Raw genomic sequence first — 22248 nt, forward strand, 5'->3', positions numbered from 1 at the left:
GGACAGCGAAGCGTTACGTCGAGCGTCAGGCGGTGCGGAAACTGGTCCGTGACGGTACTGGCCGGCCGGCGGAAAGCGTCGACACTACGCGCCAAGGAGACTGCTGATGAAGCGTCCCGGCGCCAGCGCGAACAGGCCCGCAACGATCACCCCCACCATCGTGCCGATCATGAAGCTGGCGTGGGTTCGCACCCAGCCTCGGCGGATGGCGATGATCGCGACCGCCATGCAGAAGAGCGTCCAAACCGTGAGCCCGTGGATCCAGCTGAACGCACCCTCGTTCAACTCGCGGATCGGGAACGAAGACAGCGTCACGAAAGACATGGTCACGAGCCACGTCCAGCCGACGATGCGATGACGCCGGGTGCCCTTGGCCAGCGCCAGGTTGGCTATCCCCAACCCCAGCGCCAGCGTGGCAGCCGTCAAGTGCAGCCAAATCATCATCCGACCGTCTCGGAGGGTTCATGATAAGCGCAGCGTCGAACGGCCGGCATTCCCCCCTTCTTGCCCGATCCGGTCACGTCAGACGGACAGTCCCGACCGGAGGCGTTGCTCAGGTCGTGGCGGCCAAGCCGGGTGACCCGAGACGCCGCCCTTGGGCCACCTCGCGGATCATCTGTTTCAGGTACCTGAACGGCTCAAGGCTCTCGGTCGAACGTCGCGACACGATCCCTGCCCGATAGCGGTGTGTGCCCATCTTCAGCGGCAGCGGCTTGAGCTGGAACTCCGGAATGTTCTCGATCAGCGTTGATGAGAGGTAGGACAGGTAGGGGCCGGTCGCCATCAGGAAGAGGCCGACGGAATTCGTGCGGATGATCGTCCTCACGTGTCGGCCGGTTCGACGGTGGAGTCGTTGCAGAAGGTCGGCCAGCAACGACCTGGCCGCAGGACCCTCCCCTTGCAATACCGCATCGAAATCGATCCATGGGTAATCGGCGAGATCGCCGTACGTGGGCCGGCGCGCATGGAGCGGATGGTCCCGGTGGGCCACGATCCCAAGCGTTGTGTCCAGGACGTGTTCGCGGGCGAGATACGGAGGGAGGGGCTCATTGGTGTCCAGACCGCCACAGTGCATGTCGGTCTTGCCGTTTGACAGCAACCAGAGTCCCTCCTTGTAGGCGGTGGTCTGGAGCTTCAGCTCAACGCTGGGAAAGGTCTCGTGGAAGCGGGCGACCGCGCTCGGCAGTACGGACTGCATCCACACCGGCCCGGCCGTCACACGGTACGTGCCGGATCGCCCTGACACCATCGAGAACACGATGTCTTCCGCGTCCTCGATTTCTCTCAGCAGGCGCCGGGCCAGTTCGGTCACGATGGATCCGAGCTCGGTGAGGCGGACTCCCGTTGGAATGCGTTCGAACAGCTGGCCCCTGAACTGTTCCTCGAGCTTGCTGACGATACGTGACAGGGCGGGCTGGGTGATCGCAAGTTTGTCTGCCGCGGAAAGGATCTGTCCTGTTTCAGCAACGACGAGAAGCTTGTTCAGGTCACTACGTTTCTCGAACATCGCTGGGTTCCTCGCACTCGGTTCTATTGCCGATGGCTCCTCTTGACACGTCATGCATGTCCTGTGCGCATGTATCTAGGGGCGATCAGCTGGACGTCGAGAACTTCCGGCGGTTTCCGGACCAACGAACCGTCACCGCCTCGCTCGCTGATTGCCCAGCCGCGGTGCCGTGGGGAGGACCGCCCGAACCCGCCTGGACGCTCGGCTGCCAGTCCGACGCGCCGGTCGGCGCCAGCCGGCCGGGATCGTGACGGCGGCGGGCTGGGGGTTGTTCGGGGAGACCGCGCCGCCGGCGTTCACGCCGGCAGCGACACGATCTCGGCAAGACCAGGCGGCACCGCGGGAGCCGTCGCGTCACGGTGCCCGCGAACCGGTGCCGTGTGCCCCTGACCCGGTCGTTCCCAAGATCAGTCGAGCTGCCCGAAGTCGCTCGCGTACAGGCTGCGGAGCGCTGTGCTCGTGTCCGGCTGCAGCGGCGCCATGTCCACGACCGCCGACGCCTCGCTCACGTGCTCGGGCAGGTTGGGACCTACCAGCACGCCGTGGACGCGTCGGTCGTCGAGCACGAAGCGGATCGCCGCCTGCGCCCGACTGCCCGGCTCTCCGTCAATGGCGTCCCAGACGGCGCGGGCCCGCATTTCCTCGGAGGCCATGTCGGCGCTCGCATACATCGGGATCTCCCGCCCCGTCCGCGTGGCGCTCGCCAGCACGCCAGCCGCCAGGACACGGATGACAAACACCCCGACATCGCATGTTTCGCAATGGGCGATCACGTTGCCGAAATCGACCGTTGACCAGCCAGCGGGCACCGCCTGCCCCGCGCTGGGATTCAGCATGTTGTAGTAGACCTGCGCAGTGTCGAACCGCGCGCTGGTCACCAGGCGCTTCAGGCTGTCCGCGTCGCCGTTGGCCGTGAAGCCGGCATAGCGGGTCACGCCCCGGCGCTTCAGGTCATCAAGCGCATCCGCCACGCCGCCGGGCTCGAGAACGCGGTCGACAGCCAGGCAGCGCGCGTCGCTTCCGGCCCCAAGCGGGTTGTGCAGCTGCAGAAGGTCGACGGAGGTCCGGTTCAATCGGGCGAGGCTCTTCCCGATGCTCTCCTCGATCTGCTCGGATACCGGACGGTCGCTCGCCGGATCGACATGGAACTTGGTCGAGAGATACGGATTCCAGTCGAATTCCGGTAGGAGCTCGCCGAGGGCACGCTCCGAGATACCGTCGCCATAGGACGGGGCGGTATCGATCCAGTTGACACCGGCTTCCTGGGCGAGGCGCAGCGCCGCCCGCCCGACTTCCGCATCGTGATGGATCAGGACGCCGCCAACCCACCCGGCACCGAAGACGATCTCAGAAACTTCAAGGTCGGTGCGGCCCAATCGACGGTACTTCACGGTGCCCCCGGGTGCGGTTGCTGACGGCTGCCTGCCGCCGGATCACCGATCATATCCGTGACCGGCGGGCCGAACCGGCGACCAAATCCCCAAGGACCGGTGTCCACTGCACCGCCGGACGCGCCCGCTGCCAGCGTCGCGCCGGACGGACGGGCGGCCGCGCCGATGCGGGTCGCGCGAACACCGACGCCGCCGAACCGGGTATCACGATCGTTCGCATGCATCTGTACTTGCCCCTGCAGCGGTAAGATGGCCGGCCAGATCGGCGCAGTGCGCGGGCAAGCCGGGTTGACGGCAACACGATCGGACCTCCCGGGGGCATTGGGGCATGGCTCGAAGGCGCGGACCACGGGCATCGAGAGGGAAACAGCGGAGATCCCGGCGGCAGGGCACCCAGACCCAGGCCGTACGTTCCGGCGCCGACCATCGACTCGCCGGAACCGAGAGCATCCCCCGGATCCCGCTGCTGGACGTGCTGCGGGGGGTCGCGCTCATCGGGATGACCGTATTCCATTTTGCCTACGATCTGATGTTCTTCGGGCTGCAGGAGCCCGGCTACACGACGCAGCTCCACTGGGCGGCCCTGGCCAAGGCCGTGGCCATCAGCTTCCTGTTCGCGACGGGTGCGAGCCTCTATCTCGCGCACGCGCACGCCTTCCACTGGACGCGCTGGGCCCGGCGGCTGGCGCTGATCGTCCTGGGCGCGCTGGCCATCACCGCCGCCACCTGGATCGCTACGCCACAGTCGCTGATCTTTTTCGGCATCCTGCACCTGATCGCGTTTGCCGGCGTCGCCGGCCTGGCGTTCGTGCGGGGCCCGTGGTGGCTGGCGGCGGCCGCGGCAGTGGCCATTCTCGCCATCAACGAAACGGTGCAGACCGAGTTGCTGGACGCGCGGATCTGGCAGTGGACCGGGCTGTCGGTCGCTCGACCGAATTCCGGCGACTACTTCCCGGTGTTTCCCTGGCTGGCAGCGGTGCTCTTTGGTATCGGCGCCGCCAGATGGGCGCACGGGGCGGGGGCGCTTCGCCGGCTGGCAGTCTACCGGATGGAAGGCAGCGTTGGGCGGTTCGTCCGCTTCCTCGGCCGCAACAGCCTCGTCTACTACCTGCTGCACCAGCCCGTCATGATGGGCCTGCTCTGGACGTGGCTGCAGGTGACGAACCGCTGAGAACTGGGGTAGGCCCTAGGCGCAGGCCGCCGGGCTGTCGCCGTATCGGACCGCCGCTTGGTCAGAAGACGCCCGGTATCAGCGCCTTCCGGCGAGGCGGATAATCGCTGAACGTCTCCCGGTACCATTGATGATTGCTGCGCGCCCTGGGCACAAGATTAGCGGCGGTAAAGAGGAAAAAGGCGAGACCGCAAGTCGACCACGTGGCGAGTGCCCAGCCGGCCCACTCGAGGAGTTCACCCAGGTAATTGGGACACGAAACGAAGCGATACCCGCCTCCCCGCGGGATCACGTAGCCGGTCTCGCCGGGTCCGCGCAGGCGCATGAGGACGTTGTCGGCGTGCAGGTTGAGTGCAATCCCCGCCAGGAAAATTCCGACGCCGATCAGGAAACGCGGATCGGCGAGCCATTCGATCGCGTACTCGCCGAATTCCGAAATGAACCGGGCATTGATATAGGCGTTGATCGCATTGAAGAAGAAGCCTGTTGCCACGATCAGCAGCGGCGTCTTCCGTCCGCTTGCCCGGATCCGGAACGGAAACACGAATGTCCGGTTCAGGTAGTGCACCTGCCACATGGCTAGGAAGAACAGCGGCACGAGGTGGGACGCCGACTCCCCGGCGAGATAGACCGCGAGAAAGACGAGGACCGCCGGCAGTTCCATGATCACCCAGCCGAGCCGGCTGGAAATGTGGGGTCCCCAGCCCGTGCCGGCGTAGTGGCGGCCATAGGGCGCGGTCATGCGGAGCAGGTACAGGAACGTCAGGCCGGCTGCGGCGATGACCGCCCATACCAGCACGCCGTGCAGTTGTTCCTCGGCCATCTCAACCAGCTTCGTCGAGCATGCCCTGCTCGTGGAACCAACGGTAAGTATCCCTCACGGAATCTGCCAAGGGACGTGACTTGAACCCGAGTTCCGCCTGCGCCTTGGCATTAGAGATTCGACGGTTGCTGTTGCTCATCACGCGTACCGCAGCCGGCGTATAGAGGGGCCGACGCCCCCGACTACGGTCCAGCATGACCTGAAAGGGCGCCCAGAGCCGGGCCACAAACAGGGGGATCACGAGACGGGACACCGGCACTCCGGTCGCTTGCTCGGTCAGGAGCGCCAGGGTGCGCACGGAATTCCAGCCACCTGACAGGAGGTAGTTCTCGCCGCATTTTGCCTTCGTTTCGGCGGCCACCGTGGCATCGACCACATCGCGCACATCCACCCAGTCGAAGCCGCCCGCGACCTGCGCAGGAATTCTTCTCCGGTGCAGATCAAGGAACACGTGTCCCATGTACGAAGGCACACCGTCGAAGGGGCCGATCACGCTTGTCGGGTTGAGGATTACCGCGTCGAGGCCGCAATCGATGCCACGACGAATTTCCTCTTCGCCGGCGGCCTTCGACCGGCCGTAGGTGCCTTGCCGCGGGTCGTCGGCGGAGCCACGGCTTTCATCGAGCACTTCGTCGAGCGGGTACTGGTTGAAGGCGTGTATCGAGGAAACATGGACAAGCCGCCGCACGCCGCATTGCAGGGATGCCTCGACGACGTTGCGCGTGCCCAACACATTCGTCGTATGGACATCCTTGCCCCGGGCGGGGTCGATCGACACCAGGGCGGCCAGGTGGAAGACGGTTTCCGCGCCCGAAAAAGCGGCAACCAGCGAGTCCTTGTCGAGGATGTCACCGCTGACCCACGCGATGTCGAGATCCGCTGCCGTCCCCTTCCCTTCGCGGTAGATCGCGCGGACCTGACGGGGGTCGCCTCGGTCGGCGAGAGCCCGGGCAAGCACACCACCGATATGGCCGCTCGCTCCCGTGATCACCCGCATGGCAGCGTCCCGCTCGCTTGCCCTGCCTGTCCGTGCGGCAGGCATCCGCCACCGGCGAAAATCGTCGCACCCACGTCAGCTCCAAGCTCTGGCAGCGCGCCACGGATCATGCTCGCATAGCCCAACATCGTCGTTTCAAGACAGCGTCCGAACACCAGAATTGTCGGCAGGGCACGACAGCGTCTCATCTGTCACATCACCGGCGGCTCCGCGCCCCGGGCAACGCGATCACGAGACCAGGTACCGTACCGACGTTGGTCAGGGCGCTCCGCATACGCGAGCCGGGCCCGGATCTAGCCGCGACGGCGGCCCGCGATTCGCGAGCTTCGGACCACGCGTACCCAAGTTGTCGATGCCGCCACATGCGAATTCCATTGTCGTGCCGAAGTTCCGCACAGTAAGGCACTTTCACGCACAAGGTGCCGCGTTCCGGAACCCGGATCAAGTAACGGCTGACCTCCGCACCACCGCGTCTGCCTGGCACGGAAGCACACCTTGCGTGGTGCGGCCGGTGTGCCGCGCGTGGGGATTGCGTGGAGCAAGTCTGAGAGATGGTGCCGCGCCTCCTGTCGTCTGGCGGCATGCCGATCCAAAAACCAACGGGAAGCCTCCCCCCGGATCGTCTCGAACCAAGATACGTTCCAAGCGGCGTAGCTGTTGTCGATGGGCAGTGGCTCCAACTCGACACCGGCCGGGCGGCCCGTGCGTTCTCTGGGGTGAGCGCGGCTGACGCAAGACCTAGAGTTCCCACACGAACAGAGCCTGCACGGCGTTCTCGTCAGTGTGCCGGTCTCCCAACTTGTTCATCCAGAACTGGTACTCGATCCCGATTGCGATCCGGTCAGTCAGGTGCCACTGCAGCTGGGGCTGCGCCAGGATCCACGACCCCACCGTCCCGCCGAGTTCGTTGGTCCGCTCGCCGACATATTCGATGTGGCCTTCGATACTGAAATCGGCGGTACCCACCCGGAACGGCCGTGCAAAGTTGAAGTCGATGAGGATCGTGTCGTCTTCCGCAGGCGCCCCGCCAGACACGACCCCCTCGCTGCCATCGATCAGCGCCGCAAGGTCGAGGTTCGCGAACGCGAATCCCTCAAGGCCGAGCGCCAGCCGTACGCCGGCAACATACTTTCGGACCTTCGCGTCCGCGGCCCAGTTGAAGCCGCCGATCAGCCCGATGTCCGCGACCGGACCAGCGCCGACGCGACCGCCGGTGATCTTGCCGAGGCTGAAGTTCGCGTAGGCTTCGCTGTAGAGGTCGACGTCGGAGGCGCCGGGTTGCCGCGAGTCAACGACGTCGACGAAGAAGAAGTTGTCGCCATATTTCCATCCGCTCGCGTGCTGCAGCGTGTAGGTCACGTGTTCGGCGCTACCGCCGCCAGCGAAGGAGGGGACATCCAGATTGCCGATCTGGAGATGCAACTCCGTGTTGCTCCAATCCGTGGCCTGCGCCGAAGCACACGAAAGCAGCGCGAGAACGGTTAGCCCGAACCACATCGGGAACGCGAGAACATGCATGCCGGCGCTCACTCGGAAAGGATCATGGCGTCTCGGCCGGCCGCGAACAACTCTCTGATCGGACAGCCCAGTGGGCCGGCCACGGGAGCTGCCGACGGGGGCAGGACCGTGCGTTAGTATCGGGCATAAGGTGCGTTGTGTCCGCATGCGCGCCGCGAAGGACACACGGCGGCACGGCCGTGATTTAGTCGGACAGCAGATTCGGGTTCGCAAACGCCGGGACGGGCTGACTGGCGGTTCGCTTCATCTTGCTGTAGCCCGGCCAACCACTACGGCTGCCTAGTGGGCAGTCGGTCGCGGTGGTAGGTTACCAAGTCCCGAAATTCGCGAGGAAAACAAATATGCCACGACGAATTGCAGTTGTGGGTGGAGGCGTCTCGGGACTGGGCGCCGCATGGGCGCTGCATCATCACCCGGACCGTTTCGACTTCCGGCTGTTCGAGGCCCAAGAGCAACTCGGTGGCAATGCGGTAACCGTGGACATGCCCCAGAACGACGGCAGTTCAATTCCATTTGACATATCGGTCACCGCCCTGATCCCTTCGGTGTATCACCACATCCTGTTGTTGATGGAAAAGTTCGATATCAGGCTGATTGATACCAAGTTCACCTACAGCGTCGAATGTGGCGGCCAGTTTTATGCCCACGATTTCGGGTCCGACATCCGGGACCAGCTCCAGTCCGAAATCCGCAAGTTTCGACGACTGATGAGGCGCTTGCACTGGATCGGCTGGCTCAGCCGCGCCCAGTCCAAGTACCTGAACGCCCTCAACCCGTTCAATTACGTCAGCATGTGGACGGTCTTGAATCTGGGAGGTTTTTCCAAGGACTTCAGATACAAGATTCTGAAACCCATGTTCATCAACTTCGTGCTGGCCTCGAACGTGTTCGATCTGCCGGCGGCACTATTTTCGAGGTATCTCGAATTCTTCAATATCGAGACGGGTACCCCCATGTGGACGTGGGATCAGGGGACTCGACGAATCTACGAAAACCTGTCGGCCGGCTTCCGGGACAAGATCTACCTCAATCGGCCGGTCGCGAAGGTGTACCGACAGGCGTCCTGCGTCGTGATCGAAGATGCCTCCGGCGCCCAGGAAACGTTCGACGAGGTCGTATTCGCATGCCCGGCAGACCAGACCTTGAAAATCCTGGACAGGCCTTCCTGGCTCGAACGCTACATCCTGTCGTCAGTCCGTTACGACAACGATATCCATCGTCAAGCGGTCGTCCATTGGGACTCCTCGGTCCTGCCTGACAATGACATGAAGTGCCTGGACACTCGGACCAACTACATCCAGCAATACGGCGACAAACCGGACAACTACGAGATCACGCACATCATCCACAACCAGCAACCCTGGGCCAAGCGGTCAGACAAGCCTTGCCTGGTGACCTACAACGCGACCAGCGCCATCGACGAACAGAAGATCATCACGAAGCGGCGGTTTCAGCACATCGTCCATGACCTGCGTCAAGTCACCATGCTCGTAGGCCTGTTCCGCTTCATTCAGGGCAAGAGGAGGACGTGGCACTGCGGCGCGCACACCCTGATCAACAGCCAGGAAACCTGCCTCATCACCGGACTCGCCGCAGCGAGACAGCTCGGCGCCGACTATCCCTTCGATGACCCCGGGGCCAGAAGGTCGTTCAACCACTATGGGAGCATCCTGCACGGGTTGCGGTTCAGGAAGGCGTAGCGTGCGGGCAACGTCATGCCCCCAGTGGCGCGGCGCTGCTGGTTGGGGGATCGTCAGATTGGCTAGCGGTTCGTTCGCCCCGGGCCACGGATCGCGATCAGGCCGTGTAAGCGGGCTTCCGGCCCCGCATTGCGGCTACCTGCCATCACCCTCGTTGTCGCGCGGATAGAACTGTTTGCAATAGCGACGATATTTGCCGATGTCGCCGTCAGAACGACTCAACCGTGGATGCGGACGATGCTGCCGTCGTTGCCAGATGACGACATCCTGCCGAACATCCCGCATTTGTGCGGATACCACGAACTTGTTCATGACGCTGGTGCGCAGCTTCGTGGGCAGGAACCGCAGGCCGACGATCGGTCGTTTCGGGCTGCGCAATTCCCGGATCTGGCTGACCAGCACCAGATCGACCAGCGTGCCGTCGACCGGGGTAGCGAGAACCCAGAGCCGCAGGTCCATGCCGATTGAATGCTCCTGGATATTGACGAAGGAGTACCCGAGCCCATGGACATGGGCGGTAGCAGAAACCTGGTAGAAGGATTCAACAACACCGGCGATCCGGCGGCGGCGGCGGAACTCAAACCGAGCAAGAAGATGTGCGCCATCCACCGTGGTCGCGCCAACCGGTTTTACGTTGCCGTAACCATGGACGTACTGCAGGTGGGCCAGGTCCACGGAGTTCTCCGCCAACTCCTGGACATGGCCGGGAAATCGGACGCTCCGGAGTTCCGGGTCGCACCAGTCATTTCCTGCGGATGGCACATCCGGAAGGGTCCATTGCGGCGGCCGTCCAGCGGCGCTCCACCAGGCGAAGATCAGGCCATGAATTTCCCGTACTTCGAGCACTTGGAGCTTCACGGATTTCGGCGGCGGGGCAAAGGGAGTCGCCACGCAATTGCCGGCGATATCGTAGGTGAACCCGTGAAAGGGGCAGACGAGACAGTCGTCACGCACCCGGCCGCCGGCGGCAGGCCCCAGAGAGGAACCCATGTGCGGGCACACCGACTCGGCCACGCAGACCGTGCCTTCGCTATCGCACCAGGCAACGATGTCCTGGCCCAGCCACTGCCGCTGAATCAGCTTGCTTTTTGCCAGAGAGCGTCGGCTGATGATGAAGTACCAGCCCTCGGGAAACGGAAAGAGAGAACCTGGCACGTCATCCGTGCTGCAACTGCTCTTTACGTCTCGCCGCATTCTCGCTCCCGGCTATGGCGACGCCCTTGTCTCAGCAGGCAGCGTAAGACCGAAGGGGGCGACGGTGCGTGTTCCTGAAGCGTCCAGGTTCCGTCCTCGTCATATCGAATGATGGTGAGGGCGTTGGACGGCGACGGCACGCCAGCTGCTTGGCCGACATCACGGCTCATTCGGCTTCATATCACCCGACTAATAGCACTGTCGTGGTACGACAACAAGAAGATTGACCGTACAAAAGAGGCCTATGGTCCGTCTGAAGTCACCAAATTCAGCAGCTTGCCCGTCCGTCTGGTGAAGGGGCTTCCTGAGGTCTCGACGCTAGATTGCCGCACTTGAAGCACGCTTGCCAGGAGGCGATCCCGCAGAGCGTTCTCTTTCCGATTCGGTGACGTCAGCGAGAAGCAGCCGGTGCTGGCGCACAGGCAACTGACCGCACCCATCTACCGTTTCAGTATTGATAGATTCCGATGGGTCAAACGCGATACTGTTGACTTGACAGTATCGCCGATAGTTGCAGCAAGCGCGATACAAGCAGCAAGATGTCCCGATTCCACCGCCTGACGGCCGACCATCAGCTTCACGCAGCCTGACCGCACTGGCGACCACAGAACCCCATCGGTAGGTCGGGAACGCTACCGGCATCCCTAGACTGGGACAGCCGCGGCGCGGATGCACGAAACCCTCGATGGGCCGCAGTCTCACAACGCGCCACGCCGTTCGCCTGGACACAGGAGAGCTGCGCGCTCCGCATGCGGGACCGTCAGACGCCAGCATGGATGCGCAGGCGTAACAAATGGGGCTTATATCGATTACTTGACAGGTCGGGTTTGTTCCAAGTTATTGCATTGATGATCCTGTGTTACAAGAACATGCATGAAACAACTGCCGCGGCCCGTCCCGACCGATCCGAGTGCCGGTGACCCGGCGCACGACGCGCACGACGCGCACGACGATGTGGAGCACCGCCAGATTGTCTACCGGGTGCTGTTCGACCAGCCGGCGACCGCCCGGCGCCTGGCCGCGGTTGCCGGCGCCTGCCGGTTCGTCTGGAACGAGATGCTCGACCAGCAGGCGCAGGTCTACGACATCGCGCGCTTGTGCGGCGCGCAGCCGCCGGCGCCGACGTTCTTCACGCTGGGCAAGGCGTTCACGCAATTGCGCCGGGCGACGCCCTGGCTGCAGGCCATGCCGTACGCCCCGGTGCGGTACACCCTGAAATACCAGGCCGACACCTGGCGGCGGTTCTTCCGGGGCGAAGCCGGGCGGCCACGGTTCAAGCGCCGCGGCTGCGACAGCGTGACGCTCCCGCAGGATGTGCGCATCCGCGACGGCAAGCTGTACTTCCCGAAGATCGGCTGGCTTCGGCTGCGCCGCCGCGGCGGCAACCCGTACCCGGACGCCGAGCCCGTGCAGGCCGTCCTCAAGCGCGTCAACGGCAAGTGGATGGCCACCGTGTGCTACGCGGTCGCGGCACCCGCCCGTCCCGACGACGGCACGGTCACCGGCGTCGACATGAACGTCGGCCAGGTCGCCGTCAGCGACGGCCGGCACGCCCGTATCGTGCACGCGCCGGACAGCCGGCGGCTCGAGGCGAGGGTCCGGCGGTATCAGCGCCGCCTCGCCCGGCAGCCCCGCGGCTCGAGGCGGCGCGAGCGCACGCGGCGGCGGCTCGCCCGCACGCAGCGGCGGATTGCGCAGCGGCGCCGCAACTGGCAGCATCGCGTGAGCCGGTCGCTGGCCGGGGGCACGGTGGTGGTCGAGGCATTGCGGACGCGCGCGATGACGGCATCGGCAAGGGGTACGATGGAGGCGCCCGGGCGGCACGTCCGGCAGAAGGTCGGCCTGAACCGCGGGATCCTGGCGACGGGCTGGAGCGGTCTCCGAACGATGCTGGCCTACAAGGCGCCGAGGCTGGTTGCGATAGACCCTGCCCACACCAGTCGGACCTGCGCGGCGTGCGGCCATGCGGACGCGGCTTCGCGCCGCAGCCAGTCGAGTTTCGAGTGCGTGGCCTGCGGCCACACGGACCACGCGGACCTGAACGCGGCCCACAACATCCGGCGTCGGGGACTGGCGCAGCTGCACGGCGAGGGGCGATCGCATTCAGCGACCCCGGCGACCCGTGAAACGGATCGAAGGCTGGCGGTGTAAGTTGTCAAGTTATCGATATAAATCCCTAGTGCTATACATGCAGCTTGGTCCTGATTCGGCACGTTGATATGAATTTGGCTTCCTTCATCGCGCTCCTGATGAAGCGTCGATGGCTGACCATCCTGCTCTCTCTGCTGGTCATGCTGGCACTCGCTTCGGGCGCCCGGAACATAACTGTCGTCGACGTCGACGTTCGAAATCACTTCAGCAGCGACGACCCGCATATTGTCGCGCTCGACCAGCTGGAAGACACCTACTCCCTATCTGACGGAGCGCTGGTGGCCGTGGCTCCGCAAAGCGGCACCATCTTCACGCGGGAAACCCTCGTCGCCATCGAAGAGATGACCAACCGCCTGTGGCGCACACCCTACGTCACACGAGTCGATTCGTTAGCTAACTATTCGCATAGTGAAGGTCTGGAGGACGAGCTGATCGTCGAGCCGCTCATCGACGATGCCGCCTCTCTCAGCGACGACGATATCGAACGGATAGCGCGTATCGCGCTCGGTACCGAGGAAGTGGCCGGGCGCTTCGTGTCCAGGGACGGCCGGGTTGCCGGGCTAGTGGTCAGTGTTTCGCTGCCGGAGGACCGGCAGCTCGGCAGACTGGAGGTCACCGACTACCTTTACGGCGCAACTGCCTCCGCCCGGGAAGCGCACCCCGGCATTGACTATCACCTTACGGGTGAAATCGTCCTCAATCGCGCCATGAAGGATGCGATCGACGAGGACATGGGCATCCTCACACCCGTCGCGTTCGGGACCATGCTGCTCGTGGCTGTATTCCTGCTGCGTTCGTTGTGGGGAACCGTTGCAATCGTCGTGATGCTGGTTGCCGTCTTCCTGTCCGCGCTGGGCTTCACTGGCTGGACCGGCATGAAGCTGTACGGCGAGAGCGGGGCCGCCCTGTTCGTCCTGATGGCCGTCACGGTCGCGCATTCGGTGCACATCATCGAGGGAATGGCGGCAGCCATGCGCCAGGGAGCCGAGCGCAAACTGGCCGCCAGTCGTTCGCTGCAGGTCAACATGTGGCCGGTGTTCCTCACGTCGCTCACGACCGCGATCGGCTTCCTCAGTCTGAATTTCGCTGACATGCCGCCGTTCCGGGTCCTAGGCAACATCGTGGCGTTCGGCGCGACGGCCGCGTTCTTTTTCTCGGTCACCCTTCTGCCGGCATTCTTGTCGGTTGTACCCATACGTGCCAATTCCGTCCGCGCGGGCAGAGCTGACTTCTTCGATCGCCTGGGACGGTTTGTCGTTTCCTATCGCACGACCCTCCTATGGACCGTCGGCATCGTCATGGTTGTACTCGTTGCCGGTATCTCGCGGATTGAACTCAAGGAGAATTGGCTGGAACTCCTTGATGAAAGCTACGAGTTCAGACAATCAACGGATTTCGTAAGCGAGAATTTCACCGGCGTGGAAACGTACGAGTATTCGCTCGACTCCGGCCGTGAGGGCGGAATCACGGATGTTGAATTCCTGAGTCAGGTGGAGGCGTTTGCGGAGTGGAGCCGGGCGCAGCCGGAAGTCGCCCACGTCTTCGCCCTCTCCGACATCATGAAACGGCTGAACAAGAATTTGCACGGCGACGACCCGGAATTCTACGTTCTCCCGAGCGAATCCGAGCTCGCCGCCCAGTATCTCCTGCTCTACGAATTCTCTCTGCCGGTTGGCCGTGACCTGAACAATCTCATCAACGTCGAGCGATCCGCGACACGCGTCACGGTCGTGCTCAAGAGCCTGGCTACCAGAGAGAAGATCGACCTCGACAACCGCATACAAGCCTGGTTCCAGCAGAACGCCCCGGAACTGGCAACCCAGGCCACCGGCGTTGCGGTCGTCGGGGCTCATTCAATTCAGCGGAACATCGAAGGCATGTTGCTCGGCACGATCGTCGCCATGGCGATCGTATCGCTGCTCCTGCTCCTGATCTTCAAGAGCGTGCGTCTCGGCCTGATCAGCTTGATTCCCAATTTCGTGCCGGCCGCCATGGCGATGGGTTTGTGGGGGCATGTGGTCGGAGAGGTCGGCAACGCCGCGGCGGTCGTCACCGCCATCGCGTTCGGGATCATCGTGGACGACACGATCCACTTCATGACCAAGTACGTACGGGCCAGGAAGAGCGGGCTGTTGCCATCGGAGTCCGTTCAGTCGGCGTTTCTCACCGTGGGCAAGGCATTGGTGGCGACGACCGCCATCTTTGCACTGGGCTTCATGGTGTTCGGAGCGTCGGGGATGTCGACCAACCAGGCGCTCGGTCTGCTCGTGGGAATAACGGTCATCATCGCGCTTCTGGCGGACTTCCTGTTCCTTCCGCCACTGCTGATGGTGCTGGACGGGGCCAAGGAAACGACTGCGCAAATCCGGGAGCGACTGAGGCGCTCAAGCCAATAGATTTCGTTGCTGCAATCGTTCGGTTCCATCATTCACGGTAGATCCCGAGAAGGGACGTTGCCCGACGGGTTTCAAAGTCGGCGCTGGCAGTCGTGCTACGATGTCCGACGATGTACACGGAGTGGTGCTGAAGCCGCCATGGTCCAGTTGCTGCACGGACCCCGTCGTCGCTTCCCTGCCATTGCCGCCCTCCCCGTGGCCACTGACAGGAGGCAGCCGTAATTCGCATTTCGTTCATCCGGCCAATGCTCGTGTTGCCCGGGATCCTTTTCGCCGTTCTAGCTTGCTCGGTCATGCCGTCCGTCGTGCAGGCGGAAGAAAGCGCCGAAGAAGCCGGACTCAGAATCGCGACTGAAGCCCGCGAACGCCAGAAGGGTTTCGGTAACTTCACTGCCAACCTGACGATGATATTGCGGAGTAAACAGGGGCGCGAAAGCCAGCGCGAACTCCGCCTGAAAGTCATTGAGGTCGACGGCGACGGCGATCGGACGATGTTCGTGTTCGACCGCCCACGTGACGTCAAGGGAACCGCGTTCCTCGTCCACTCCCACAAGAGCGATCCGGACGATCAATGGCTCTATCTCCCCGCACTGAAGCGGGTCAAGCGCATCAGTTCGTCGAAGCAGTCCGGATCCTTCATGGGGAGCGAATTCTCGTACGAGGACATGGGTGCGGTCGAGGTCGAGAAGTACACCCACCGATTTCTGCGCAACGAATCTTGCGGAGAATTCGAGTGCGTGGTTTCCGAACGTATCCCGGCCGGCGAGGATTCCGGTTACTCGCGTCAGGTGGTATGGCTCGACCAGGAAGAGCTTCGCACCATTCAGGTGCAATACTTCGACCTGACCGAGAACCATCTCAAGACCATGGTCGTGGAGGATTACCAGAAATACCTGGATCGCTATTGGCGCGGCAGCACAATCACGATGACAAACCATCTCACCGGGAAAAGCACCGTGCTGAACTGGTCGGAGTACGAGTTCGGAACCGACCTTGATGTCGGCGATTTCACCCAGACGGCCTTAAGGCGGGCGCGCTAGCCGCACGGAAGGACCGACGGCGCGCCCTCCGGTTTCCTCAACGGGTAGCGGGCGGACACGGGATGCGGGGAACCCGATCTAGCAACGTCCGGCGCCAGGCGGCACCTCGCCTGTTGGCCTTTATTCCGGCCTGCGGGCGCAGACGAAATACATCGGCGTGAAGATGCCGAGGCGGCCGGCTTCGGCAAGCGCGACCGCCGCCAGTTCTAGGAGGCTCGAAACCTGCGTCGTGCCACGCGGCACGATCCCGAGCCTTTCGAGCAGCCATAGCGAACCATTGGTCACCCGCCGTCCGGCTACCGAACTGCGGAAGCTGGCGACGGACAGGCCGGAGCCTACGAGAGGCTGATACCAGGGAATGCCGGGCATGGCCTCGGCAGCCAGATCGCGGGCTTCAATCAGCTCAAAGCCGGCCTCCCGGAGGGCGTCGTCCACCTCTTGCGGCCGGGCGATCTCGGGCAGGCCGCCACCATGCTCGATATCCGCCCGGAGCCGACGGTGCTCCGGGTCCGCGTCGTCGAACTGGCTGGTCAAACAGTATTCGTAGGCCGCGAAACAACCGCCGGGCTTGAGAAGGCGAAAGGCCTCGCTGTAGACGCCGACCTTGTCCGGCGCGCAGCACGTCGCCTCGATCGAATAGGCGGCATCGAAAGAGACGTCCGGCGCATCGACGCGCATGAAGTCGCATTTGAGCCAGTCGGTCAGATGGCTGAGCCGCTCCTCCTCGCTCCTTCTTGCGGCCCGTTCGAGTTGCAGCGCATTGTTGTTGACGCCGACGATTCGGGCTCCGGAGAACCGGGCCATCTCGATCAGCGGGCCGCCGACACCGCAGCCCAGATCCACCGCGGCCATGCCGGGCCCGAGCCCCAGCCTGTGGGCAATGTAGTGCTCGTGGCGCGCGAGCGACGCGGCGAAACTCTCGCCTTGAGCGCGGGGCGCGAAATGGAAGGACTGGCCCCAACCGTATTCGAAGAAATCGGTGACCAAGTCGTAATAGGTGTTTTCGAAATCCCGGTAATCTGACTTGCGCTCGTCGAGCCCGCCCCGCGCCCTGCCGCCATAGCGGTGCTTGTAATCCTTGATCCGTGCGGCGACACGGCTGCCCGTGTTCCCGTCCTTCAGGATCTTCGTGAGCTTGATTGCCATCGCGAAGACTCGATCAACAGGTTCCTGACAGATCCGTCCGCTGGCTGCTCCGCCGGCACACGCCGGTCCCCGCTACGGGAACGGATTGCTGCGGCCGACTGCCACCCAGACCATGGCATCCTCGACCAGCAGACGTTTGGCCACGCGTTGCACGTCCTCGATCGTGACGGCCTCAACGAACGCGTTGCGGCGGTCGAGGTAGTCAATACCCAGGTCGTTAGTCTGCATCGCTACGAGAAAGCCGGCAATCTCGGACGTGCTGTCGAGGGCGAGCGGAAATGAACCGGTGATGTAGAGCTTGGCATCGGCAAGTTCGTCCGCGGTAAGCCCGCCCGCTGCGGTCTGCCGGATCACGTCGCGCACCACCGCGACCGTTTCCCCGGCGCCTTCATCGCGCGTCGACGTCGCGCCGATCAGGATCGGGGCGCGCTCAGCGTCAGCCAGGTAGGTGTAGATGCTGTAGGCGAGGCCGCGCTTGATCCGGACTTCCTGTTCGAGCCGCGTTCCCGGCGTCGCGCCGCCCAGTACTGAGTTCAGGACGAAGGCCGGAAAGAAATCCGCGTCGTCCCGCGCCACGCCCGGCAGGCCGAACACGAGCTCCGTTTGCGGAATGTTCATGGGGACGTGCACGGCCTGCCCGGCGAAGTTCCCGATCTCGGGCGCCTCGTCCGGGAGCTCGCCGACCGGGAGGTCGCCGAATGCGAGATCGAGCACGCGGGCAAGCGTTTCGCCATCAATGTCGCCCGCCACCCCGACGACCAGCCGCCGGCGAACCAAGCGGTCGCTGGCCGCTGCGCGCAGGTCTTCCACGTTGATTCCCGCAAGGCTTGCCTGCGTACCGGCAGAGGGACGTCCGTACGGCCCGTCACCGAAAACCAGGGAAAACCAGCGGGTACGCCCCACGCTGCCCGGCCGCGTCTCGTTCTGCGCGCGAACCGCTTCCAGCTGGCTGCGGATGCGCGCGACCGGCTCGTCGTCGAAGCGCGGGCGGGCCAGCGCGTGCCCGAGCAGCGTGGCAGCTTCCTCGACGTTTTCTCGAAGCGTGTGGAGGGTGCCGAACAGACTGTCCCGCCCGGCGGAAAAGGACAGCCGAATGGCCCGATCATCGAGGCGGTCCCGAAACGCGACCGCATCATGGGGCCCCGCCCCCTCATCCAGCAGCGCCGCCATGAATTGGGCGAGGCCCTCCTTCCCGGGGGCGTCGAGCGCCGCACCGCCTGTGAACCGGAACGCCAGGGACACGATGGGGAGCGACGAATCGCGGCGCAGCCACGCTACGGTGCCCTGCGACGACTCGACCACTTCAACCGGCGAGGTCGTGGCTGACGCGCTGGAGACGGGCAGTGCGATGCTGGTCGCAAGCGCCGCCGCGGCAAAGTTTCGCAGGAAGTGTCTCACTCGGCTTCTCCCGGGCGGAGAATGCCGGTCACCGTCGCCTGCTCGGCCAGCAACGTACGCGCCGCGCCGGCCACGTCGACGGCCGAAATTGAACGCACCATCTCGATGTACCCGTCGATGTCCTCCAGGGTCCCGCCCTTGATGAGGGTGCTCCCGACGAATTCGGCAACGGTTGACACGTCGTCGCGAGCGTAGATCTGACCGGCGGCAAACCGGTAGGCCGCACGCTGCACCTCCCGTTCCTCGACACCCTCCTCGGCCACACGCCGAAGCTCGGCGGTCACCGCTTCCTCGACCTCGGAAACGTCGGTCCCCTCAGCAGGCATCGCGTACACCAGGAAGAACCCGCCGTCCCGGCTGCCGCCGTCGAAGTAGGCCCCCGCCGCCAGGGCGACCTTGCGACGCACGACGAGGGCACGGTGCAACCGGCCGGACGCTCCCCCCAACACCGCCGCGAGCACGTCGAGAGTGGCCGACTCCCGAGCGGCGCCCGAGAAATAGCTCTCGGCCCGATATTGCCGGGACCACCGGGGCCGGGCGACACGCGGGTCTTCCATCTCGACGGTGACCCGGGCCCGATGGGGCGGCTCCTTGGGCCTCGGTGGTACCGGCTCCCCGCCCGCCGCAACCTTTCCGAACGTGCGTTCCGCCAGTGGACGCAGCGACTCGGCGTCGATGTCGCCGGCGACGACCAGCAGCGCGTTGGCAGGCCCGTAGTGGCGGCGATAGTACGCTTCCACCTGCTCCATGGTGAGCGCTTCGATCTCGTGGCGCCAACCGATGAGCGGACGCCCGTACGGGTGCGCCTGCCAGGCCGCAGCCATCAGTTGCTCGCGGAACACCCCGGAAGGAGAATTGTCGGTTCGCTGCAGGCGCTCCTCGATGATGACCTGCCGCTCGGCCTCGAAGTTCTCGGGCTTGAAGACAACCCCTGTCATGCGGTCAGCCTCGAGTCGCATGACCGTCTCCAGGCGGTCACGGGCAATCGTCGCGTAATACGCGGTGACATCGGCAGACGTGTAGGCGTTCGTACTGCCGCCATTGCGCCCGATGATCTGCTTGTACTGTCCGTCCGTGGTCGTCCCCGTTCCATTGAACATCAGATGTTCGATGAAGTGTGCGATTCCAGACTGCCCGCTTGGGTCGTCCGCGGCACCAAACGCGTAGTACACCGCGTGGTGCACCACGCCAGGCCGTTCCATGGGGACAGCCACCACGCGCATGCCGTTCGCCAGGGTGAACGTTTCGGCCCCCAGACCGGCAGCTGCAGGCGGCGTCAGAACACAGAGGCAGAACCCGACCATGGGAACAGATCGCAGGATCGCTGCCAGTCGCCGCCACAAGGACGTCGGACCCCTTGATGTCGGCAGCCGCAGCAATCTGCGGCGCCACGTCGCGCTGCTTGCGCGGGGAATCACGTTGCTGCTCTCATTGGGATGGCTTCCATTCGAACTGTCGAGGGCCGCGGCCCGACCGCCGGACCGGGACTGCCGCCGATGCGGAGAAACCCGCGACGGCTGACCCTGCTGGCGTGGGAGCGTAGCGCATGGCAAGCGCGAGGCGCCGCGGCCAGAAAGACACATAAATTGTTAGCTGATACGCGATTGTCAAATTCGTCGAAGTTCCCGGTAGCCTGCGGTCCTCCGCCGAGCTGGTGGCGGGCTCTCCCAGACTGCTGCGACCACGTCGATGGAGTCGCGTTGGACCGACGAGCACAGGCCCAGCGCCGACGGATCGTTGGCACTCGCAGATTCGCGGTCATCCGCAACCCGACCGGCTTTCCGGAGCACTCCCGGCAATCGGTCGGCCGGTGACCGGCCTGTAGCCGCGTCCGCAACGGCTGCATTCCGGCGAAGGGCAGCCGGAGCTTGCACCGTCACCCACCGGCCTGCCCTACGATTCTTGCCAGCGTAGGGTAAGCCTGCTATACCCAACAGTAGTCACAATCGTAGGGCAGAATGAACACCTTTCCTCTCGCGGTCCAGACCACCTATCAGGACCTGCTCGAAGCACACAAAATGCGGGCAGTTTCTGCAATCGGCGGAACGCCCTTGCTGAAGCACCAAGGTACCCACGGGAGCTATTGGTATGCCCGCCAACGGATCGGTGACCGCGTGGTCGACCGCTATATCGGACGGGATACACCTGAACTCCGGCAACGTATCAAAGCCGCCGAGGAGCAGCGCGAGGATCAACGAACACTGGCAAAGCGAAATGCCCGACTGGTTGCGCAGCTGCGTGCCGCAGGGCTTCCGGCTCTGGATCGCCAAACCGGCAAGGTCCTCAACGCCATGGCGCAGGTCGGCACGTTCCGGCTCGGCGGCACGCTGGTCGGAACACACGCCTTTCGCCTGTACAGCGCCGAGCTAGGCGTGAGCCTGGCCGATACGCTCGCAGTGACCGAAGACGTCGACATTGCCGCCTTCGAGGGCCTCAAACTCGTCATTCACGACCAAGTCAGCCCATCGCTGGCCGATACCTTCAGGGATCTGAAACTGTCCCCGGCCCCAGGCCTCGACCGGAGAAACCGGCCCACCCGATGGGCAATGCCCGGAGGCGGAACCATGGTGGATTTCCTTGCGCCAAGAATGCGCGAGACTGACGGTGTCCTCATGTTGAAACCTCTGGGCGTCTACGCCCAAACGCTCAGCTTCCTGAACTTTCTGATCGCTGAACCCATCCCGGCGGTAGCCCTCTATCGAAGCGGCATTCTCGTTCAAATTCCGCAGCCGGAGCGATACGCCATCCACAAGCTGATCGTCGCTCAACGCCGGTCGACCGGCTCGGAAGCGAAGGCCAGGAAGGACCTTGCGCAGGCCGAACTGCTGATCCGGATTCTCGCGGAAGACCGACCTCATGCGCTCGAAGAAGCCTTTGAACGCGCGATGGCCGCAGGCCCCAAGTTGCGGGATGCGATCGGGAAATCCCTTCGTCAAAAGCCGCTGTTGGCCGAACTGATTCGACCGGGCTCGTGATGCCGGGAAGCGGTCTCGGCCCCTTCAGCCCGAATTGTGGTCAACCCGCAGGCCTGCTCCATCATTCGATCGTGTTCACAAGCCGGTCATCACGTTCGCTTCTCGACCGATGACGGCCGCCCCCTTCGGCCTGGACATCGCCTGCACCCGATTCGCGCCACCGGGCAAACACCTGGTGTTCGATCGCCCCGCGTCCGACATCGCGAGACTTGCCGTCGGCTCTATCGCTTGCTGGACGCCGGCTTCGAGTCGTCGCTCTCGAGAAACGATGTGGCCTCATCGCGTTCGGCGGCCGGGTGATCGGGATCCCCCAGTTCCTCGGTCAACTGAAGCATCCGGTCCCACATGCCTGCCCATCGATACACCTTTGCCATGGCTGCTTGCGGCAGCAACACCTTCGATTTGGCGGGCGTGTTCTTGAAGATTTCGAAAATCAGTTCTGCCTCTTCCACCGTCTGCGCCGACATGATCAATTCCTTTGTCGCCGTGCCGTCACCGTTCGCGTTTCGAGCTCTTCGGCGTGCGCTCTGCCGGCGCCACGGTGTGAAATAAAAGGAACTCACCTGATCACTACCTCAGGAACCGGGTTGAAGCGAAATCGCGAGTCTAGAGCCGACCCTGTTCAGGTAGAACCGTGGTCGGTAGGGCAGAAATACAGGTCCCGGGCAAAGACAACGGGGACGGCCATGAGCAGTGCAAACCTGACATTCCCCGTCGACGCGGCAAGGCCGCCCAACAACCCAGCTCTCGAACTCAAGGCCGCGGAGACCTTGTGTACCGGGCATCCTGAAGCGGATGGCCCCCGTGGACGCGTACTTCCCGCAACCACCCTGGCACGCAG

Annotated in this window: 17 protein-coding genes; 6 read left to right on the forward strand and 11 right to left on the reverse strand. The window is 63.9% G+C overall.

Translation table 11 applies throughout. From position 1 onward, the window contains the following. Nucleotides 1-84: 84 nt before the first annotated feature. From OXH60_11755 to OXH60_11765, 3 genes are all read right to left on the reverse strand, one after another. Nucleotides 85-444, reverse strand: coding sequence for a hypothetical protein (locus OXH60_11755; GenBank protein ID MDE0712794.1), 360 nt, complete (start codon nt 442-444; stop codon nt 85-87). Nucleotides 445-553: 109 nt separating this feature from the next. After that, nucleotides 554-1507 carry a LysR family transcriptional regulator gene (locus OXH60_11760; GenBank protein ID MDE0712795.1) on the reverse strand — a complete coding sequence of 318 codons (954 nt, stop codon included), beginning with the start codon at nt 1505-1507 and terminating at the stop codon, nt 554-556. Nucleotides 1508-1914: 407 nt separating this feature from the next. Beyond that, entirely contained in the window at nt 1915-2898 is a 984-nt protein-coding gene (locus OXH60_11765) for an aldo/keto reductase (protein MDE0712796.1), read from the reverse strand. A 328-nt stretch (nt 2899-3226) separates the two neighbouring features. Between OXH60_11765 and OXH60_11770 the strand changes: the two genes are divergently transcribed. Continuing rightward, nucleotides 3227-4069 (forward strand): heparan-alpha-glucosaminide N-acetyltransferase, encoded by an 843-nt coding sequence (locus tag OXH60_11770; GenBank protein ID MDE0712797.1) that lies wholly within the window; start codon nt 3227-3229, stop codon nt 4067-4069. A gap of 61 nt (nt 4070-4130) precedes the next feature. Here the strand turns inward: OXH60_11770 and OXH60_11775 are convergent, their stop codons facing one another. From OXH60_11775 to OXH60_11785, 3 genes are all read right to left on the reverse strand, one after another. Then, nucleotides 4131-4892: a DUF1295 domain-containing protein gene (locus tag OXH60_11775; GenBank protein MDE0712798.1), complete on the reverse strand. Its 762-nt coding sequence runs from the start codon at nt 4890-4892 to the stop codon at nt 4131-4133. Nucleotide 4893: 1 nt separating this feature from the next. Beyond that, on the reverse strand, nt 4894-5889 hold the full coding sequence (locus tag OXH60_11780; protein ID MDE0712799.1) for an NAD-dependent epimerase/dehydratase family protein: 996 nt from the start codon (nt 5887-5889) through the stop codon (nt 4894-4896). A gap of 738 nt (nt 5890-6627) precedes the next feature. After that, nucleotides 6628-7407 (reverse strand): hypothetical protein, encoded by a 780-nt coding sequence (locus tag OXH60_11785; protein ID MDE0712800.1) that lies wholly within the window; start codon nt 7405-7407, stop codon nt 6628-6630. A 341-nt stretch (nt 7408-7748) separates the two neighbouring features. Here OXH60_11785 and OXH60_11790 point away from each other — a divergent pair, with 341 nt between their 5' ends. Further along, entirely contained in the window at nt 7749-9107 is a 1359-nt protein-coding gene (locus OXH60_11790) for an FAD-dependent oxidoreductase (GenBank protein ID MDE0712801.1), read from the forward strand. 135 nt (nt 9108-9242) lie between these two features. Here the strand turns inward: OXH60_11790 and OXH60_11795 are convergent, their stop codons facing one another. After that, a complete protein-coding gene (locus OXH60_11795) occupies nt 9243-10262 on the reverse strand; it encodes a Rieske 2Fe-2S domain-containing protein (protein MDE0712802.1) in 1020 nt (339 codons plus the stop codon). A gap of 912 nt (nt 10263-11174) precedes the next feature. Here OXH60_11795 and OXH60_11800 point away from each other — a divergent pair. The 3 genes from OXH60_11800 (at nt 11175) to OXH60_11810 (ending at nt 15888) form a co-directional block, all read left to right on the forward strand. Then, a complete protein-coding gene (locus OXH60_11800; GenBank protein MDE0712803.1) occupies nt 11175-12452 on the forward strand; it encodes a transposase in 1278 nt (425 codons plus the stop codon). Nucleotides 12453-12520: 68 nt separating this feature from the next. Further along, nucleotides 12521-14848, forward strand: coding sequence for an MMPL family transporter (locus OXH60_11805; protein ID MDE0712804.1), 2328 nt, complete (start codon nt 12521-12523; stop codon nt 14846-14848). 293 nt (nt 14849-15141) lie between these two features. After that, the gene (locus tag OXH60_11810) at nt 15142-15888 is read left to right on the forward strand and encodes an outer membrane lipoprotein-sorting protein (protein MDE0712805.1); all 747 of its coding nucleotides are present in this window, start codon (nt 15142-15144) and stop codon (nt 15886-15888) included. A 120-nt stretch (nt 15889-16008) separates the two neighbouring features. On the opposite strand, the gene OXH60_11815 is transcribed toward OXH60_11810, so the two are convergent. From OXH60_11815 to OXH60_11825, 3 genes are all read right to left on the reverse strand, one after another. Beyond that, a complete protein-coding gene (locus OXH60_11815; protein MDE0712806.1) occupies nt 16009-17034 on the reverse strand; it encodes a methyltransferase domain-containing protein in 1026 nt (341 codons plus the stop codon). A 72-nt stretch (nt 17035-17106) separates the two neighbouring features. Beyond that, nucleotides 17107-18432, reverse strand: coding sequence for a pitrilysin family protein (locus OXH60_11820; protein MDE0712807.1), 1326 nt, complete (start codon nt 18430-18432; stop codon nt 17107-17109). After that, complete coding sequence (locus OXH60_11825) at nt 18429-19736, reverse strand: pitrilysin family protein (GenBank protein MDE0712808.1); 1308 nt, start codon at nt 19734-19736, stop codon at nt 18429-18431. Before OXH60_11825 ends, OXH60_11820 begins: the two co-directional genes overlap by 4 nt. 654 nt (nt 19737-20390) lie before the next feature. Here OXH60_11825 and OXH60_11830 point away from each other — a divergent pair. Then, complete coding sequence (locus tag OXH60_11830; GenBank protein MDE0712809.1) at nt 20391-21407, forward strand: GSU2403 family nucleotidyltransferase fold protein; 1017 nt, start codon at nt 20391-20393, stop codon at nt 21405-21407. A 221-nt stretch (nt 21408-21628) separates the two neighbouring features. Here OXH60_11830 and OXH60_11835 read toward each other — a convergent pair whose 3' ends face one another. Next, nucleotides 21629-21874 carry a hypothetical protein gene (locus OXH60_11835; protein MDE0712810.1) on the reverse strand — a complete coding sequence of 82 codons (246 nt, stop codon included), beginning with the start codon at nt 21872-21874 and terminating at the stop codon, nt 21629-21631. Between the last annotated feature and the right edge of the window lie 374 nt (nt 21875-22248).

This window comes from Rhodospirillales bacterium, assembly GCA_028824295.1.
GTDB lineage: Bacteria > Pseudomonadota > Alphaproteobacteria > TMED109 > TMED109 > VXPW01.

Excerpts from the sequence above, each read along its gene's own strand:
- OXH60_11755 (MDE0712794.1), bottom strand. The coding sequence starts at position 444 with ATGATGATTTGGCTGCACTTGACGGCTGCCACGCTGGCGCTGGGGTTG.
- OXH60_11760 (MDE0712795.1), bottom strand. The coding sequence starts at position 1,507 with ATGTTCGAGAAACGTAGTGACCTGAACAAGCTTCTCGTCGTTGCTGAA.
- OXH60_11770 (MDE0712797.1), top strand. The coding sequence starts at position 3,227 with ATGGCTCGAAGGCGCGGACCACGGGCATCGAGAGGGAAACAGCGGAGA.
- OXH60_11775 (MDE0712798.1), bottom strand. The coding sequence starts at position 4,892 with ATGGCCGAGGAACAACTGCACGGCGTGCTGGTATGGGCGGTCATCGCC.
- OXH60_11780 (MDE0712799.1), bottom strand. The coding sequence starts at position 5,889 with ATGCGGGTGATCACGGGAGCGAGCGGCCATATCGGTGGTGTGCTTGCC.
- OXH60_11785 (MDE0712800.1), bottom strand. The coding sequence starts at position 7,407 with ATGCATGTTCTCGCGTTCCCGATGTGGTTCGGGCTAACCGTTCTCGCG.
- OXH60_11790 (MDE0712801.1), top strand. The coding sequence starts at position 7,749 with ATGCCACGACGAATTGCAGTTGTGGGTGGAGGCGTCTCGGGACTGGGC.
- OXH60_11800 (MDE0712803.1), top strand. The coding sequence starts at position 11,175 with ATGAAACAACTGCCGCGGCCCGTCCCGACCGATCCGAGTGCCGGTGAC.
- OXH60_11805 (MDE0712804.1), top strand. The coding sequence starts at position 12,521 with ATGAATTTGGCTTCCTTCATCGCGCTCCTGATGAAGCGTCGATGGCTG.
- OXH60_11810 (MDE0712805.1), top strand. The coding sequence starts at position 15,142 with ATGCCGTCCGTCGTGCAGGCGGAAGAAAGCGCCGAAGAAGCCGGACTC.
- OXH60_11815 (MDE0712806.1), bottom strand. The coding sequence starts at position 17,034 with ATGGCAATCAAGCTCACGAAGATCCTGAAGGACGGGAACACGGGCAGC.
- OXH60_11825 (MDE0712808.1), bottom strand. The coding sequence starts at position 19,736 with ATGGTCGGGTTCTGCCTCTGTGTTCTGACGCCGCCTGCAGCTGCCGGT.
- OXH60_11830 (MDE0712809.1), top strand. The coding sequence starts at position 20,391 with ATGAACACCTTTCCTCTCGCGGTCCAGACCACCTATCAGGACCTGCTC.
- OXH60_11835 (MDE0712810.1), bottom strand. The coding sequence starts at position 21,874 with ATGTCGGCGCAGACGGTGGAAGAGGCAGAACTGATTTTCGAAATCTTC.